Here is a 15,520-nt window from a genome sequence, read left to right on the forward strand (position 1 = left end):
CCTGCCGGGTTGAGTTAAGCCGCTTTGGCCAAGGTTTTAGCTTCCAGCTCACGCACCAGTGGCAGTACTTTTTCACCAAAATAAGCGACCTCTTCCTGAAAGTGCAAAAAGCCCGCCAATACTAAATCTACGCCCACCGCCTTCAAAGCCACAATGCGCTCGGCAATTTGCTGGGGTGTTCCAATCAGATTGGTTTTAAAGCCATCGTTATATTGCACCAGGTCTTCAAAGCTCGACTTCGCCCAATTACCTTCACGCTCCGGGCTGGCAGCGCCGGCATTTTTCACTTCATGGCCAAAGGCATTTACCGCCTCAGGGTTGGCTTTATCAATGATTTCCTTCAAGACGGCGTTGGCTTCTTCTTCGGTATCGCGGGCAATCACAAAGGCATTGACGCCGATTTTGACGTGATGCTTGTTGGCCGCAGCTTTGGCACGGATATCGTCCACCTGGGCCTTGATCCCTTCCACGGTGTTACCGTTGGTGAAATACCAGTCTGAAACCGCCGCCGCATTATCCCGCGCAGCACGCGAGCTGCCACCCTGGAAGATTTCAGGATGGGGCTGCTGCAAGGGTTTTGGTTTCAGCGTGTAGTTGCTAAAACGGTAAAAGTCCCCGCGATAAGTAAAGTTATCCTGGGTCCAAATGCCTTTCAACGCCTCAATAAACTCGCGCGAACGGCGGTAGCGCTCGTCGTGATCCAGCCAATGCTCGCCAATCGCCGTAAACTCCCCGCGGAACCAGCCGGAGACGATATTCACCGCAATGCGGCCTTGGGTGAGAATATCAATGGTCGCCAATTGTTTGGCGGCCAACACCGGATTCCAGGGACCAGGCAAAATCGCCGCAATCACTTTAAGTTTGGTCGTCGCCGCCAACAAGGCATGCGAAAAAGATACCGACTCATGCTGGAACTCGGCACCGTAACCGGCTGTAAAACGGATTTGGCTCAAGGCATATTCAAACCCGGCTTTTTCGGCAATTTGCGCCAGCTTGCGGTTGTAATCGATATCCCAACTGGTGCGCTGCTCAATGTTACTCACCACCAAGCCGCCACTGACGTTAGGCACCCAATAGGCAAATTTAATGTTTTCGGTACTCATGTTCATATTCTCCAAAAAGTGTTCTGCGTTACACGGCTAACAAGCGTTCATCGCTTTGAAGCTCACGATGCTTAAGCAAAGGCAGGGCACGTTCTACTGCAAGCTCAATGCGCGCTTTCACTGCCTCACTCTTAATTTGATAGTTTTCAAAATCCGCTTCAACCGCATACACGCCGATCGGCAAGGTGACTGCCTGGAAAAAGCTGAATAATGGACGCAGCTCATGATCAATAATCAAAGCATGGCGCTCTGTACCGCCAGTCGCCGCCAGCAACACAGGCACATCCACCAAGGCTTCGAGGTGTACCAGGTCAAACAAATGCTTGAACAAACCACCGTAAGAGGCGCGGTAAACCGGTGTCGCCACCACCAATAAGTCAGCGGTTTCAATCGCCTGGATATCTTGCTGAACCTTCACTGGCAAGGCTTTGGGATCATAGGAAGCGACCAGGCTGCCAGCAATTTCGCTTAACTCCACTACGTGCAAATCAATCGGGATTTGCTGCCCCAATTTTTGCGTGATCGCCTGCACCAGCGCAGCGGTTCTGGAAGGTAATTTATAGCTGCCGGAGACAGCAGTGACTTTTAAAGGACGGCTCATCATGACTCCTCAAATAACGGTGACTAATGTCGTTTGTTACGATGACTCGCAAACGACTCGCTTGCTAGAGTATTAGCACCATCCATGCCAGGTCATAATTTATTTATATTTCAAACACTTATATAAAAAATGTCCTTTTTATAGGTGTTGAATTCCAGCGCTAGTTGCTGATCAACTGCTGCTAAATCAGCAGTTTTCCGCGGCCACACTGCACTTAGTCATGAAATCCTCTTTTGATCGTTGCTGATTTAGCAGCAGCGATTCAGCAACAAACTGTTTCTATAGAGGCGATGGCCGCAGCTAAAATTTAAATTTTTATTTAAATTCAAAGGCTTACTTATTGGCATATTAAATGCAACAGAATTAGCAGACGCGTGGCTGAAGCGACATACCCGCCACGCCTTTATTGATCCCTTTTTGAACAAGGAAAGACTATGACTGCACAAGCAAATAAAATTGCGCATTTGCCTGTAAACCTGCCGCGGCAACCCGCGCATGTGATTAAAAGTGACGCAGAAGCCTTAACCGTCGCCAAACAGGTGGCCAGCGAAATCGCCAAAGAAGCCGCCCTGCGCGACCAGGAACGCCGACTGCCACGTAAAGAACTCGACCTGTTTTCAAGCAGTGGCTTGTGGGGCATTACCGTGTCAAAAGAATACGGCGGTGCCTTCGTCTCCAACAAAACCCTGGCAGAAGTGATTGCCACCGTGGCCGAGGCAGACCCCAGTGTCGGCCAGATTCCACAGAATCATTTATATATGGTGGAAGGCTTGCGCCTGGATGGCTCAGACTTTCAGAAGAAATACTTTTTTGAGCTGGTGCTGCAAGGGGTGCGGTTTGGTAATGCGTTCTCCGAGATTGGCACCAAGAGTGTCAATGACGTGAAAACCAAACTCACACCCACCAATAGCGGCTACTTTTTAAACGGCAAAAAATTCTATTCGTCTGGCGCGCTGCTGGCAGACTGGGTGCCGGTCGTCGCCAAAGATGAGCACGACAATACCGTGGTGGCATTTGTCCCCGCTGGTGCAGAAGGCCTGACCATTATTGATGACTGGTCCAGCTTTGGCCAACGCACCACCGCCAGCGGAACGACCATCCTGGAAAATATTTTTGTGCCCAGCGAATATGTGTTGCCTCACCACCTGGCGTTTGACCGCCCGACCACCATGGGGCCGATTGCGCAGATTATCCAGGCGGCGGTGGATACCGGCATCGCCCGCGCAGCGTTTAAAGACACGCTGCACTTTGTACGCAACTACACTCGGCCATGGATAGATACCGACCTCGAACACGGCTATGAAGATCCGCATACCATTAAGGATATTGGTGACTTGCAGATTCGCCTGCATGCCACCGAGGCTTTGCTGGCACGCGCGGGTGAATACATAGACGAAGCGCAACGTAACCCAAATGAAGACACTGTAGCCGAAGCCTCGATTGCGGTGGCTGAAGCCAAAGTGCTGAGTACCGAAACTGCCTTGCTGGCGGGTAGCAAACTGTTTGAACTGGCAGGCACACGCTCAACTCTGGGTGAATACAACCTGGACCGCCACTGGCGTAATGCACGTACGCATACCCTGCACGATCCGGTGCGCTGGAAATACCATGCCGTCGGCAACTACAGCCTGAACAAGGTGAAACCGCCGCGCCATCCCTGGATTTAAATGTTGAGTACTGAGAATGAAAAAGCCCTCAGATGAGGGCTTTTTGTTTTGAAAGAATCAGCCAGTTAACCGCTATAAACCATGGCTGCATCAAGTAATCGGCTTTGCTGGCGTGGAATAGCCTGTAAGCCCGGCAGCGCGTAGTTGAGGTCACGTGCACGATAGGCTTTCATATCGGCAATGGTGATGATTTTGAGGCCGTGTGTTTTGGCGAACTTGAATAAATCCGGGCGTCTGGCCATGCTGCCATCGTCATTAACGATTTCGCATAAGACGCCGACCGGCTGCAGGCCAGCCATGGCGGCGAGGTCATGCGCCGCTTCGGTATGACCGGGCCGCTCGAGCACGCCTCCACGGCGAGCGCGTAGCGGGAAGATATGGCCGGGGCGGTGAAAATCATGGGCCTGAGTGGTGGGATCCGCCAGCTTGCGCAGGGTCAGGGCACGGTCAGCCGCCGAAATGCCACTGGTGGTGCCGTATTTGTAATCCACGCTCACGGTAAATGCAGTGCGGAACGGGTCGGCGTTATGTGTCACCATTTGGGGTAAGTCCAGGGCTTGCAGACGTTGCGCGGGGATGCCGACGCAGACCAGTCCGCTGCTGTGCTTGACCAGAAAGGCCATTTTTTCAGTGGTGATTTTTTCGGCGGCGATAATCAGGTCGCCTTCATTTTCGCGGTCGGTATCATCGACCACAATCACAAACTCGCCGTTGGCGATCGCCTGGATGGCACTGGCCACCGTATCAAATGCTTGGTTTTTTTCTAACATCATGACTCCTTACTTACTCGGCAATGCTCAGATTCAGCACCCTGGCCGCATTCTGATAAAACACTTTTTCCAACACCGCATCCTTAAAGCCTAGCGCGGCAAAGTCTTCTACCGTTTGTTTCATCGGCCGGAACGGATAAGAGGTGCCGAACAGTAACTGGTCACCCAAAAACTGGTTGGCGGCCTTTACAAACAGCTCAGCTCCAGGCTGAAAAATATACATATCCGGCACCAGGTACAGGTTGGGATAGCGGAAGGCGGCACCGACAATCTCGTTCACAAACGGGTAATAGCCGTGAAAACAAATAATGTTCAATTGGGGATATTTGCGCGCCAGCCGTGCCACCGCATTCGGGTGTGCATAGTCAAGATCCGGCGTCGTTGGGCCAGACATCACGCACACTGGTACGCCATATTGCTGGCAAGCGTCATAGACTGGGTCAAACAGCGGGTCATCCACCTGCCGCGCAGGCTTGCCAAAGCCCGGCTCTATATTGATGGCTTTAAAGCCATAATGATGGATGGCTTTTTCAATTGCCGCCAGGGTGCTGTTAACGCCGTGGCTTTCAATATCCACCGAGCCCAGGCCAGCCAGCTTTGGGCTGTGTTTGACCAGATCGGCTATCTGCTGGTCATCAATGGTCAGGTCGGGCGTTTCACGGCCGACCACCACAGCAATGTCGATACCTGCGTCGTCTATTTCTTGCAAATAGCCCTCAATGCTGTACGAGCGGCGGAAATGTTCAGGCTCTAACGAACCCACGCGTTGATTCAGCCATTTGGCCGTTTCATAGGCAGGCGTGTTGGGCGTGGCGCCAAAAAAGTCATGCAAAAACGCAGGACGGTTACGTAAATCTATAATTTTTTGTTTCATAACGATTCTTTAGTGATGGAAATACATAAGCAATGAGCGAACGGGATGAAGAACAAGGCGCACGGCACGCAGAAACCGGAATGTACATGGCGTACATGAGGATTTTGAGTACCGCGCAACGCCGTTATTCGCCCGCGCAGCCATTGATCACGTTTCCTATGAGTAAAAGCTAGGGGTGGGATATTGCCCATTCAGCGCCCAATCCCCCAACTCTTTAAATTTGTAATCCACCGGGTCATGCAGGGTATACACGCGCAAATTACGCCAAAAACGGTCCATGCGCAGCTTGGCTGTGGTGCCACGGGCGCCAGCCACTTCAAAAATTCGCGTAGTCACATCCAGCCCGGCGCGAGTGGCCTGCACTTTGGCCGAGAATACGGCCAGCGCCACCTCTCCGCGCTGTGCATCTTCCAGAGCCAAGCCTTGCTGCCAGGCGGCATCGAGCAAAGTTGCGGCATGGTCAGTCAACACCGATGATGCGTGTAAGCCAGCCCAAAACTCACCGTAATGCAACAAGGTATAAGGATCTTCAAACACATTGTTTGCCAGCGAGCCAGACCAGACCCGGCTACTGCCACGTGTGTAGTTTGCGCCTTCGGCCAAAGCGCCTTCGGCAATGCCTAAGTAGATATTGGTAAAAATCAGCTGGGCCACCAAGGAGCGCAAACTGGCAAACGGCGAACTGAGCGGTCCAGGCTGCATGAGCAATTCATGATCTTCTACCTGCAGCTGGTGGAATTCGGCACTGCCACTGTCGGTCTGGCGCTGGCCGATGTTGTCCCAATCGCCCTTGAGCGTAATCCCTGCGCGACTGGTCGGCACCGCAGCCACCAGAAATTTGCCGCTGCCCTCTTCAATCGCGGAAACGATTAAGAAGTCAGAATCCATGGAACCGGAGCAAAAACTTTTTTGCCCATGAAACACATAGCCGCCGTCGACCTTGCGCGCCACCGTACGCTGGTCCAGCGGATTGAGGGCATTGCCCCACCACAGGTTCTGTTGTGCAGTGAGCTTGAAATAATGCTGCCATTGCGTCTCACTGCCATATAAACGGATGGAGGCCAGCATCAAAAACTGGAACGCAAACACCTGCGCGATCGAGCTATCTACGCGCGCAATCTGGCGGATGATCTGGTAGGTCTGCGCCCAATTGGCACCCAATCCCCCCCACTGCTGTGGAATCCACAAGCTGAGCAAGCCACTATCGCGCACGGCTTGCCGCTGCGCATAGGGCGTACCGCCTGCTACATCGCGCTCAACCGCGGTTTCTGCCAGATATGCGCATAGTTGCGCAGTACGCTGTTGCGGCGTACCGTCAAACACAATGCCATGCTCCGCCTCAACGGCGGGCTGGCGTAAATTCAGAGCCAATGTCATCTTCCCCCCTACGCCGCATGCTTAACGCTGGCTGCTGCGCCAAATGGACCGGTGAGGTTGGTACTGATACTGACCTCATGCGGTGCCTGTTGCTGGATGGGTAAAAGCGGGAACAATAATTCAGCGACACGGTAAGCCTCCTCCAGATGTGGGTAGCCTGAGAAAATAAAATAATCAATGCCCAGCGCCTGATACTCTTTCATGCGGTCGGCCACTTCTTGCGGATTGCCCACCAGCGCCGTCCCTGCGCCGCCGCGCACCAGGCCCACACCAGCCCACAGATTCGGCGAGACTTCGAGTTGGTCACGTCGCCCGTGGTGTAACGCGGTCATGCGTTTTTGTGCCACAGAATCAAAATTGGCCACCGCTGCCTGGGCGGCCGCAATCGTGTCATCGGTCACTTGCGAAATCAGTGTGTCTGCGGCTTGCCAGGCTTGCTCGCTGGTTTCACGCACAATCACGTGCAAGCGGATACCAAACCGGATATGGCGGCCTTTGGCTGCCGCAGCCGCACGGATGACCTTGATTTTTTCGGCCACGGCGGCAGGCGGTTCGCCCCAGGTTAAATGCACATCAATATGCTCGCTACTGAGTTTGATGGCGGCCTCAGAAGCACCGCCGATAAAGAGCGGCGGATAAGGTTTTTGCAGACTACCTGTCGGCAAGCTGGCCCCCTTCACGCGTAAATAATCACCTTCAAAATCCACGCGCTGCTCGCTCAGCACTTTGCGCCAAATGCTCAGGAACTCCTCCGCCTCCGCATACCGCGCATCATGATCAAGAAAGCTACCCTCGGCTTGCTGTTCAGCCGGGTCACCGCCCGCCACCACATTAATCAGCAGCCGTCCACCTGAAATGCGATCCAGCGTCGAGGCCATGCGTGCCGACACCACCGGTGAAATAAACCCAGGCCTTGTGGCGACTAAAAACTTGAGCTGGCTGGTTTCATTGATCAGCGCCGAAGAAATGACCCAGGCATCTTCGCAGGAGCGGCCTGACGGCACCAGCACACCCCCATAGCCCAGCCGGTCAGCCGCCTGGGCAATCTGCTTGAGATAAGAAAACGTGGCCGGTCTGGCGCCCTGGCTGCTGCCAAGATACCGTTGATCGCCATGCGTGGGTAAAAACCAGAATATTTGCATCGACACCCCTCTACAACTCATTCACTCGAAATAACAGATTGAAAATTGCAAAGTCCATGCCACAAATAAAAGGCTTGTAATTCAGTCACTTAAAAAAAATATTTTTTTGAGTGCTGCAAAATCAGCAACTTGCGCAGCAGAGCTGCTGATTTTGCAGCACCCCTGCATCAATTGCAGCAGACGGAGGTTGAGCAGTGGCATAAGCATGCTTCATGCAGTAATGCGCAACCGTCAGCCTCCTTCCCTTAACTCTCTGATTTTATGTGTTTTATTGTAGCGATTCTCCACGCCGGATTAGCTGTAGTGTGACTTCGGCCTGTTTGGCATGCATTCTGCTAATTCAGTCATGGAATCAAATTATTATTTCTAATGAAATATTCATTTATAACCTTAAAGAATATAAATAGCGCCATTACTTATTGGCACGAAATGTTTGCCTGGATTACTGTATCCAGGCTTAACCCTATGAAAAAACAGTGAGATCCTCACGATGGCAAATTTACTTGCAAACGATTTTTACGCGACTGAACACGATACGCAGTTTGAGCAACAGCGCCTGTTAACCATGCCTAACTCGCGGGCGATGTCGACTTCAATTCGGGCCACCGCCCAAGTATTTGAAGATTCGAAGTCAATTGCCTTGCTTAATCGCATTAAGCAAATTGCCCCCAGTGACGCCAACGTCTTGATCATCGGCGAAACCGGCACAGGCAAGGAGTTGATTGCCCGCCATGTGCACGCCTTGAGCTACCGGAAATCCAGGCCGTTTGTCGCCGTGAATTGCGGGGCTTTCTCAGAGACGCTGGTCGAAAGTGAATTGTTCGGCCATGAAAAAGGCGCGTTTACCGGTGCGGTGACGGCCAAGGCTGGCTGGTTTGAAGAAGCCAACGGTGGCACGCTATTTTTAGACGAGATTGGCGATTTACCGCTCAGTATCCAGGTGAAACTGTTACGTGTGCTACAAGAGCGGGAGGTCGTGCGGCTGGGCGCACGCAAACCGACACCGATTGATGTGCGGCTGATTGCAGCGACCAATGTACGCCTGGAAGAAGCCGTGCTGGCTGGTAACTTCAGGGAGGATTTGTTTTACCGCTTGCGCGTTGCGCATCTGGAGCTGCCGACCCTGCGCAACCGGCCCGGCGATATTTTGCCGCTGGCGGATTATTTTGTCGGCGAATATACGCGGCGGCTGGGCTATGCGAGTATCCGGCTTGATGAATCTGCCAAACAGAAACTGTTGCAACACAGTTGGCCAGGCAATATCCGCGAACTGGAAAATGTGATTCATCACTCTTTGCTGATTTGCCGCAATAATGTGGTGCGTAGTGAGGATTTACATTTGTCCTCGATCTCGCTACATCGTCCCAAAGCCGGTTTGCAGGCTTTGCCACACGAAACAGAGAGCGATTCGCTGGAAGCTTCAATGTTGCAGTTGTTTGAATCAGGCAAAGCACAGCTCTATGACTATGTGGAAGACACGTTGGTGCGCACGGCTTATCAGCATTGCCATCACAACCAGGTGCAAACCGCCAAGCTGCTGGGCTTGAGCCGCAATGTGCTACGCGCCAAACTGATTAAAATGGGAGCGATCAATGCACTCAAGTAATCTTGCTTTGCAACTCGAGGCAGCAGCGCTGGTTGTACCACAGGCCAAAGCGCTTTTGCCCACCGAATATGGCCATTATCAAATGTACGCGTTTATTGATCGCAGAACCGGTATAGAGCATATCGCCCTGGTACTCGGTGAGGTCACCGGGCAGGAGCATGTATTAACACGAGTACACTCGGAGTGCCTAACCGGCGACGTGTTTGGCTCGCAACGCTGCGACTGCGGGGAGCAGTTCAAGCAGGCGCAACGCCTGATACAAAAGCAAGGAAATGGCGTGATTGTCTATTTACGAGGCCATGAAGGGCGCGGCATCGGGCTAAGCAACAAAGTGCGTGCATATGCTTTGCAAGAGCAGGGGATGGATACGGTCGAAGCCAACCTGGCACTAGGTCAGCCAATTGACAGCCGAGAATATGATATTGCAGCTGGCATCTTGCAACATTTACAGGTACGTTCTATTCACCTGCTCAGCAATAATCCCGGCAAAATGGAAGGATTGGCTGCTTTGGGCATCACTGTAAAGACTGTACTCCCCCTGGAAATTGAAGGTAATCCACAAAACGCTGCCTACCTCGCTACCAAAAAGCACAAACTCGGTCACCACTTAGCCTTGGTTGCTGATAGCTTTGGATTGAATCCATTCAATTGATTTTAAATATCACTCCTTTTTATTTTGCAAAGCCTGCGCGATATTCAGCAAACTGATGGTGAATCCATCGTCGAAATAGAAGCCAGTCCAGGCGTTGCCGCATTGTCCTTGACGAATAATGCCGGAACCGGTCCCGCCAGTCTCTACATTATTGAATATCCCGCTGGCCAAGATTGGGCTGAACTTGCCCCTACAGCCAGCAACGCCACAAACGCTGGAATATCCTGTGCCTAACCTCGTCAGGAATCATCTGCCACACACAGACGGTTTCCAGTCCGTTGGGAGGTAGTCTGGCAAATGCCCTAGGCAACCAAATACATTGGATATCACCGTGCTGAGCATCCTGAATTTGGGAATATTGAATAATGTGATTTCCACCATAGTCAGTCCCTTGTTATCAGAAATAGGCAGGGTACTACTAGACCCGCTACTCAATCTTTTAGGGATTCGCGTCGGTGGCATGAATGTGACGCTAAATGATGTGCAATATCGCCAGGCCAAACCATTGGCGATTTAAATATCTATTTTTGGAGCGCGTTAATCACCGATGTAAAAGCCTTGTAAAAGCGGCAATATCAATATTATTCCTTGACTCTAGTGGAAGCTAAAAACCAAATAGCAGCGACTTATCTAAATCTAAACGTCAAGGGGCAAGACTTCTTAGCCTCGCCCCTTTTTCAGCATTGATTAGTCGCTTTATGTCAGAACGAAGACGTTCCTGGAATCCAGGTAGTCCCTGCGAGCGGCACCTTGGCCATGGCTGCGGATTCAATCGTGAGTGCCACCAAATCCTCAGGCTCCAAATTATGCAAGTGAGATTTACCGCAGGCTCTCGCAATCACCTGAGCTTCCATGGTCAGCACAGAGAGATAGTTTGCAAGACGACGACCAGCTTTCACCGGATCTAATCGCTTCATCAACTCTGGATCTTGAGTTGTAATCCCTGCGGGGTCCTTACCTTCATGCCAATCATCATAAGCGCCAGCGGTGGTCCCAAGTTTTTGGTATTCCTCTTCCAGATGTGGATCGTTATCGCCCAACGCAATTAATGCAGCAGTGCCGATAGCAACAGCATCTGCGCCCAACGCCAAGGCTTTAGCGACATCAGCACCATTTCTGATACCCCCCGAAACAATCAGCTGAACTTTACGGTGCATACCCATATCTTGCAGTGCCTGAACAGCTGGTCGAATGGCCGCTAGAATCGGGATGCCCACATGTTCAATGAACACCTCCTGGGTGGCAGCGGTCCCCCCTTGCATACCATCGAGTACCACAACATCGGCGCCCGCTTTAACCGCGAGTGTGACATCAAAATATGGACGCGTAGCACCGACCTTCACATAAATTGGTTTTTCCCAATCTGTGATCTCACGCAGTTCAGCAATCTTAATTTCCAAGTCATCTGGACCAGTCCAGTCTGGATGGCGACATGCAGAACGTTGATCGACGCCTTTAGGCAAGCAACGCATTTTCGCGACACGGTCACTAATTTTCTGGCCCAGCAACATCCCCCCGCCACCAGGCTTCGCGCCTTGGCCAATCACCACTTCAATGGCATCCGCTTTCCGCAGATCATCTGGATTCATGCCATACCGGGAAGGCAAGTATTGATAGACCAGAATCGAAGACTGACCACGCTCCTCAGGCGTCATACCGCCATCCCCAGTGGTTGTACTGGTACCGACTGCGCTTGCCCCACGGCCCAGAGCCTCTTTTGCTGGCCCAGACAGCGCACCAAAGCTCATGCCCGCAATCGTTACTGGGGTCTTGAGATGGATAGGTTTTTTGGCATAGCGTGTTCCGAGGACCACATCTGTGCCACATTTCTCACGATAGCCTTCCAGTGGGTATCTACTGACAGAAGCTCCCAAGAATAATAGGTCATCGAAATGTGGCAATTTTCGTTTAGCTCCCGCGCCACGAATATCATAAATGCCGGTGGCTGCTGCACGGCGAATTTCTGACATCGTTCCCGGATCAAACGTCGCAGAAAAACGCGGTTCTGTTTGCGGAGTTTTTTTAGAGGTGTCGCTCATGATTAATATGCCCCTGCGTTATCAACATGGAAGTTATAGAGAGTGCGTGCAGAGCCAAATAATTTGAAACTATCCGGATCCACCTCTGAGTGCCCTGATTTGGCCAGAAGATCCACTAAAATATTGCGTGACTCCTGATCCATCTCCTTCTCTTCACAATCGGCACCCAAGCTCTTGACGTTACCGCGCACAAAGAGTCGAGCTTCGTATAATGAGTCGCCTAATGCCTCACCTGCGTCTCCAAGCACCACCAGATTGCCAGCTTGTGCCATGAATGCGGAAAAGCTGCCCACAGAACCGCCAACCACAATATCAGCCCCTTTGAGCGAGATGCCGCAGCGAAGCCCGGCGTCACCGTCAATGATTAACAAACCACCTTGCGCCGTTGCGCCAGCAGCATTAGAAGCGAAGCCTTTCACATGTACCACGCCGGACATCATATTCTCCGCCACACCAGTAGATGCACTGCCGGTCACAGTGACTGTCGCCAGCTGGTTCATGCCTGCGGCGTAATATCCGGCGTGACCATCGATTGTGACATTCACCTCAGCATTCAGGCCGACTGCGATGTTGTGAGCCCCATTGGGGTTGCTAATGACCACGCTTTTACCACTCAACTCTGCTGCAGGACGATGCAGATATTGATTCACGGTTCGCAACTCGGTATTTTCCAAGTCAAATTTTAGACTTTCCATACGTACATCTCCTTTGGTGAAGGTTCAAAAACGTGAGCATTCTTCACATCAGGAAGGTGGGCTAAAGAGCGAAACTCTGAAGCGATCGCGACATAATCATCATGCTCCGCGACCACGGCAGGCTTACACGCAAATGGATCCCTCACCAAGGCCAATTGATCTTTGGTACCCATCAGCAATGTATAGAACCCATCCAGCTCGTCGAAACCATGTTCCAGGGCGGTTTTCAAATCGTCACCTTCACGCATACGCCACTCAAGGAAGCGACAGGCTGCTTCAGTATCATTGTCGGTTTCAAAATTGATCCCTTCATGTTGCAGCTTGCGACGGAGGCTGTTGGGGTTAGAAAGCGATCCATTGTGCACCAGGCACCAGTCTGTACCTGCTGTAAAAGGATGCGCATGCGCTGGCGTGATGGCAGATTCAGTCGCCATCCGTGTATGGCCGACCAAATGCGTGCCACTCAACGCTGGCAAATCATAACGCGCAGCCACATCCGCAGGCAGGCCGGTATCTTTGTAAACGTCGATCGATTGCCCCACAGAAAGGATATGGATCTGCGGATAGGCTTGCTTGATCCAGTTTTTTACTTTTGTGCTGTCAACTGCGGAGGTGAGAATTGCATGATTCCCCTTCACCGCGAGCGTGACCTGGTCTGAGTGCTCTGAATTAAACGCTTGCTCCAATGCCTTCCAGCTAAAATCTGCCGTCGGTGCATACAGGCTATATTTCAACGCATTTGCATCCACAGGCGAGGTAAACACAGCCATGCCAGCAGAGTCCGGCCCTCGCTCTGTCATCCCAATCAGCATCGGCATCATCAATTGGCCGATATTTGCGCGCATACTCTGGTTTTTAACCAGTAATCCTACAATCCCACACATCATTTTCTCCTATCAATACTTCATGTTCGATGACCAATGCGTCACTCACATCAAACAATTAAAAGAACTCAACATACCTATCAATTTCCCACTGGGAGACATGCCGTTGATAATCTATCCACTCCATGCGTTTGATCTTTAAAAACTCTTGGGCCAGATTTGCCCCTAACGCCTCCATGATGACCGGATCACTCTCAAGCGCATCCAATGCCTCCCCCAGATTCTGGGGAAGGATGCCTATCTTCAACGCTTGAAGTTGCTCGGGGCTGTAATCGTAGAGATTCTCATCATGTCCCTTGCCTGGGTTTAACTGACGGGCAACGCCATCCAAGCCCGCTGCGATCACGGCTGCGGTTGCAAGATATGGATTACAGCTGCCGTCAGGAAGCCGCAGCTCTAAGCGGCCATAAGGAATACGCACCAAAGTTGAACGGTTATTGTTACCGTAACTGATATACGCTGGCGCCCACGTTGACCCAGTTAATGAGCGCCCTACGACCAGTCTTTTGTACGAATTGACGGTCGGATTACATAACGCGGTCAGTGCCGGGGCATGCGCAAGAATCCCGCCCAGGAAATGGTAAGCCAGGCTAGACAGCCCCAGACCAGAGGGATCATTGTCGTCTTGGAACAGGCTTTTTTCTCCGTCCCCTATGGACATATGCATGTGCATACCATTGCCTGGCCGATTGCTAAATGGCTTAGGCATGAACGAGCAGATCATGCCCATCTCATTGGCGATTTCACTCGCAGCCATCTTGAATAAAATGTAATCGTCTGAACTTTTGAGGCATTCGGAGTAGGTGTAGTTAATTTCAAACTGACCATTCGCATCCTCATGATCAATTTGATAAACATCCATCCCTGCCGCAATCAGCGACTCAGTTAACTTACCCAGATACTCAGAGTGTCTGGTAATGCCTTTATAGTCGTAACAGGGTTTTTGCAAAGTATCAGTTTCATCAAACGGCAGAATCTGACCCTGTTCGTCACGACGCAGTAATGAGAACTCTGGCTCTAATCCTGTGTAGAAGGTCCATCCACGTTCGTTCAACCGGGCAATCTGCTTCTTAAGAACGACGCGTGCATCATATTCATGCGGTTTATTGTTAACATGCCCATCGCACACCACTCGCGCATAACCAGGTTGCCAAGGCACCAAGCCGATGGTGCTCAGCTCACCAACCGCCATGTAATCAGGGCCATTGGGTGCAATGCCTGTCCCCCAAATTGCCCCCCCAGCAAAGCCTGCGCCTTTAGTCAGGATATCGTTGAGATGCTCAGCCGGCACTGACTTCACCTTAGCTACCCCATGAATATCGACGAATTGAGCAAGGACGTACTTGACCTTGTTTTCCTGCAAAAACTTTTGTGCTTCCTGCAAAGACTTCATTGAGTGCCTCACCTAAAATTTATTAATTAAAATTCGAAACGATCAAGAACTAGTTATCATCTGTTTGAAGTGAACATCCAGGCCAACCGCGCCGCCGCCAAACTCCCCGGCGATTTCGGTGAGCGTGCTCCACATGTAGTTACCATAGCTACCATCGCACCATAACCGGTAGACCGGCTCCCCATTCAGCAATTGGCGGATTAAAGTCACAGACACGCCAGCCACACTGGTCATCAACACAGCGTCAGCAGCAAACACACTTTCACTCAGGTCCAGTGCACAAATTTCACTAAATGCACTTTGGAAATGCACGCCACTCAGAATGAATGAAGCGTCATAACGCGCCACTTCATAAAGATGCTCTGGTGCATCATTCGCATTGATTGCCATCTGCCCCTGCTGGAAACCTTCTAATAAAAACTCACTCCGCCCCAGTCTTAACACCATTCCGCCAGCATTATCTTGATTCCAGGTATTGGGGGCTTGGGGTACGGTAAAGCCTTGGGATTCGAGCCACTCAACGGCCTTTGCGCCTTTAATACCTACTCTGGAAAATGCGCTCACATCACAAATACCGAGCTTCTTCATCCGTTGCATCTCGATATCCGTATTTTCATAACTTAGAACGATTTCCATCCCGTTCAAGATTGCTTTCTTCATCGTTAACCCTGACTGCGCAAAACTGACGGGGGAGAGTCGATCAAATACCATTTCCAT

At 51.4% G+C, this 15,520-nt stretch carries 16 protein-coding genes; 5 read left to right on the forward strand and 11 right to left on the reverse strand.

What is annotated here, in order from left to right; translation table 11 throughout:
• Positions 1-14 precede the first annotated feature (14 nt).
• Positions 15-1,103 carry a dimethylsulfone monooxygenase SfnG gene (gene sfnG / locus ACJ67_RS13780; RefSeq protein ID WP_049639555.1) on the reverse strand — a complete coding sequence of 363 codons (1,089 nt, stop codon included), beginning with the start codon at positions 1,101-1,103 and terminating at the stop codon, positions 15-17.
• 28 nt (positions 1,104-1,131) lie between these two features.
• Entirely contained in the window at positions 1,132-1,707 is a 576-nt protein-coding gene (msuE, locus tag ACJ67_RS13785) for an FMN reductase (RefSeq protein ID WP_231587194.1), read from the reverse strand.
• Between the two features lie 431 nt (positions 1,708-2,138).
• Between msuE and ACJ67_RS13790 the strand changes: the two genes are divergently transcribed.
• On the forward strand, positions 2,139-3,371 hold the full coding sequence (locus ACJ67_RS13790; protein WP_049639557.1) for an SfnB family sulfur acquisition oxidoreductase: 1,233 nt from the start codon (positions 2,139-2,141) through the stop codon (positions 3,369-3,371).
• Between the two features lie 65 nt (positions 3,372-3,436).
• Here the strand turns inward: ACJ67_RS13790 and ribB are convergent, their stop codons facing one another.
• The 4 genes from ribB to ssuD all read right to left on the reverse strand — a co-directional run bounded on the left by ribB (position 3,437) and on the right by ssuD (position 7,534).
• Complete coding sequence (gene ribB, locus ACJ67_RS13795; RefSeq protein WP_231587195.1) at positions 3,437-4,144, reverse strand: 3,4-dihydroxy-2-butanone-4-phosphate synthase; 708 nt, start codon at positions 4,142-4,144, stop codon at positions 3,437-3,439.
• Positions 4,145-4,154: 10 nt separating this feature from the next.
• Complete coding sequence (locus tag ACJ67_RS13800; protein WP_049639558.1) at positions 4,155-5,015, reverse strand: amidohydrolase family protein; 861 nt, start codon at positions 5,013-5,015, stop codon at positions 4,155-4,157.
• A gap of 156 nt (positions 5,016-5,171) precedes the next feature.
• Entirely contained in the window at positions 5,172-6,392 is a 1,221-nt protein-coding gene (locus ACJ67_RS13805; protein ID WP_049639559.1) for an acyl-CoA dehydrogenase family protein, read from the reverse strand.
• An 8-nt stretch (positions 6,393-6,400) separates the two neighbouring features.
• Positions 6,401-7,534, reverse strand: coding sequence for an FMNH2-dependent alkanesulfonate monooxygenase (ssuD, locus tag ACJ67_RS13810; RefSeq protein ID WP_049639560.1), 1,134 nt, complete (start codon positions 7,532-7,534; stop codon positions 6,401-6,403).
• A gap of 565 nt (positions 7,535-8,099) precedes the next feature.
• On the opposite strand from ssuD, the gene ACJ67_RS13815 reads away from it, so the two are divergent.
• The 4 genes from ACJ67_RS13815 to ACJ67_RS15065 all read left to right on the forward strand — a co-directional run bounded on the left by ACJ67_RS13815 (position 8,100) and on the right by ACJ67_RS15065 (position 10,309).
• Entirely contained in the window at positions 8,100-9,140 is a 1,041-nt protein-coding gene (locus tag ACJ67_RS13815) for a sigma-54-dependent Fis family transcriptional regulator (protein ID WP_231587296.1), read from the forward strand.
• Positions 9,127-9,792 (forward strand): GTP cyclohydrolase II, encoded by a 666-nt coding sequence (gene ribA, locus ACJ67_RS13820; RefSeq protein WP_049639562.1) that lies wholly within the window; start codon positions 9,127-9,129, stop codon positions 9,790-9,792. The genes ACJ67_RS13815 and ribA overlap by 14 nt, the downstream gene beginning before the upstream one ends.
• A 118-nt stretch (positions 9,793-9,910) precedes the next feature.
• On the forward strand, positions 9,911-10,081 hold the full coding sequence (locus tag ACJ67_RS15060) for a hypothetical protein (protein ID WP_231587196.1): 171 nt from the start codon (positions 9,911-9,913) through the stop codon (positions 10,079-10,081).
• Positions 10,082-10,123: 42 nt separating this feature from the next.
• Positions 10,124-10,309: a hypothetical protein gene (locus ACJ67_RS15065; protein ID WP_231587197.1), complete on the forward strand. Its 186-nt coding sequence runs from the start codon at positions 10,124-10,126 to the stop codon at positions 10,307-10,309.
• A gap of 184 nt (positions 10,310-10,493) precedes the next feature.
• Here the strand turns inward: ACJ67_RS15065 and ACJ67_RS13830 are convergent, their stop codons facing one another.
• From ACJ67_RS13830 to ACJ67_RS13850, 5 genes are read right to left on the reverse strand one after another with little or no spacing between them, the layout of a single operon-like run.
• Positions 10,494-11,831: an FMN-binding glutamate synthase family protein gene (locus ACJ67_RS13830; protein ID WP_018987292.1), complete on the reverse strand. Its 1,338-nt coding sequence runs from the start codon at positions 11,829-11,831 to the stop codon at positions 10,494-10,496.
• 2 nt (positions 11,832-11,833) lie between these two features.
• The gene (locus tag ACJ67_RS13835; RefSeq protein WP_049639564.1) at positions 11,834-12,526 is read right to left on the reverse strand and encodes a protein glxC; all 693 of its coding nucleotides are present in this window, start codon (positions 12,524-12,526) and stop codon (positions 11,834-11,836) included.
• Positions 12,514-13,410 (reverse strand): glutamine amidotransferase family protein, encoded by an 897-nt coding sequence (locus ACJ67_RS13840; protein ID WP_049639565.1) that lies wholly within the window; start codon positions 13,408-13,410, stop codon positions 12,514-12,516. The genes ACJ67_RS13835 and ACJ67_RS13840 overlap by 13 nt, the downstream gene beginning before the upstream one ends.
• A 58-nt stretch (positions 13,411-13,468) precedes the next feature.
• Positions 13,469-14,803 (reverse strand): type III glutamate--ammonia ligase, encoded by a 1,335-nt coding sequence (gene glnT, locus ACJ67_RS13845; RefSeq protein ID WP_049639566.1) that lies wholly within the window; start codon positions 14,801-14,803, stop codon positions 13,469-13,471.
• A 42-nt stretch (positions 14,804-14,845) separates the two neighbouring features.
• Positions 14,846-15,520 (reverse strand): hypothetical protein, encoded by a 675-nt coding sequence (locus ACJ67_RS13850; protein ID WP_049639567.1) that lies wholly within the window; start codon positions 15,518-15,520, stop codon positions 14,846-14,848.

The sequence above is a fragment of the Methylophilus sp. TWE2 genome (assembly GCF_001183865.1).
In the GTDB taxonomy this organism is placed as follows: domain Bacteria; phylum Pseudomonadota; class Gammaproteobacteria; order Burkholderiales; family Methylophilaceae; genus Methylophilus.

What these genes read in the sequence shown, in the direction of transcription:
- sfnG (WP_049639555.1), bottom strand. Translation starts at nt 1,103, where the DNA reads ATGAGTACCGAAAACATTAAATTTGCCTATTGGGTGCCTAACGTCAGT.
- msuE (WP_231587194.1), bottom strand. Translation starts at nt 1,707, where the DNA reads ATGATGAGCCGTCCTTTAAAAGTCACTGCTGTCTCCGGCAGCTATAAA.
- ACJ67_RS13790 (WP_049639557.1), top strand. Translation starts at nt 2,139, where the DNA reads ATGACTGCACAAGCAAATAAAATTGCGCATTTGCCTGTAAACCTGCCG.
- ribB (WP_231587195.1), bottom strand. Translation starts at nt 4,144, where the DNA reads ATGATGTTAGAAAAAAACCAAGCATTTGATACGGTGGCCAGTGCCATC.
- ACJ67_RS13800 (WP_049639558.1), bottom strand. Translation starts at nt 5,015, where the DNA reads ATGAAACAAAAAATTATAGATTTACGTAACCGTCCTGCGTTTTTGCAT.
- ACJ67_RS13805 (WP_049639559.1), bottom strand. Translation starts at nt 6,392, where the DNA reads ATGACATTGGCTCTGAATTTACGCCAGCCCGCCGTTGAGGCGGAGCAT.
- ssuD (WP_049639560.1), bottom strand. Translation starts at nt 7,534, where the DNA reads ATGCAAATATTCTGGTTTTTACCCACGCATGGCGATCAACGGTATCTT.
- ACJ67_RS13815 (WP_231587296.1), top strand. Translation starts at nt 8,100, where the DNA reads ATGCCTAACTCGCGGGCGATGTCGACTTCAATTCGGGCCACCGCCCAA.
- ribA (WP_049639562.1), top strand. Translation starts at nt 9,127, where the DNA reads ATGCACTCAAGTAATCTTGCTTTGCAACTCGAGGCAGCAGCGCTGGTT.
- ACJ67_RS15060 (WP_231587196.1), top strand. Translation starts at nt 9,911, where the DNA reads ATGCCGGAACCGGTCCCGCCAGTCTCTACATTATTGAATATCCCGCTG.
- ACJ67_RS13830 (WP_018987292.1), bottom strand. Translation starts at nt 11,831, where the DNA reads ATGAGCGACACCTCTAAAAAAACTCCGCAAACAGAACCGCGTTTTTCT.
- ACJ67_RS13835 (WP_049639564.1), bottom strand. Translation starts at nt 12,526, where the DNA reads ATGGAAAGTCTAAAATTTGACTTGGAAAATACCGAGTTGCGAACCGTG.
- ACJ67_RS13840 (WP_049639565.1), bottom strand. Translation starts at nt 13,410, where the DNA reads ATGTGTGGGATTGTAGGATTACTGGTTAAAAACCAGAGTATGCGCGCA.
- glnT (WP_049639566.1), bottom strand. Translation starts at nt 14,803, where the DNA reads ATGAAGTCTTTGCAGGAAGCACAAAAGTTTTTGCAGGAAAACAAGGTC.
- ACJ67_RS13850 (WP_049639567.1), bottom strand. Translation starts at nt 15,520, where the DNA reads ATGGAAATGGTATTTGATCGACTCTCCCCCGTCAGTTTTGCGCAGTCA.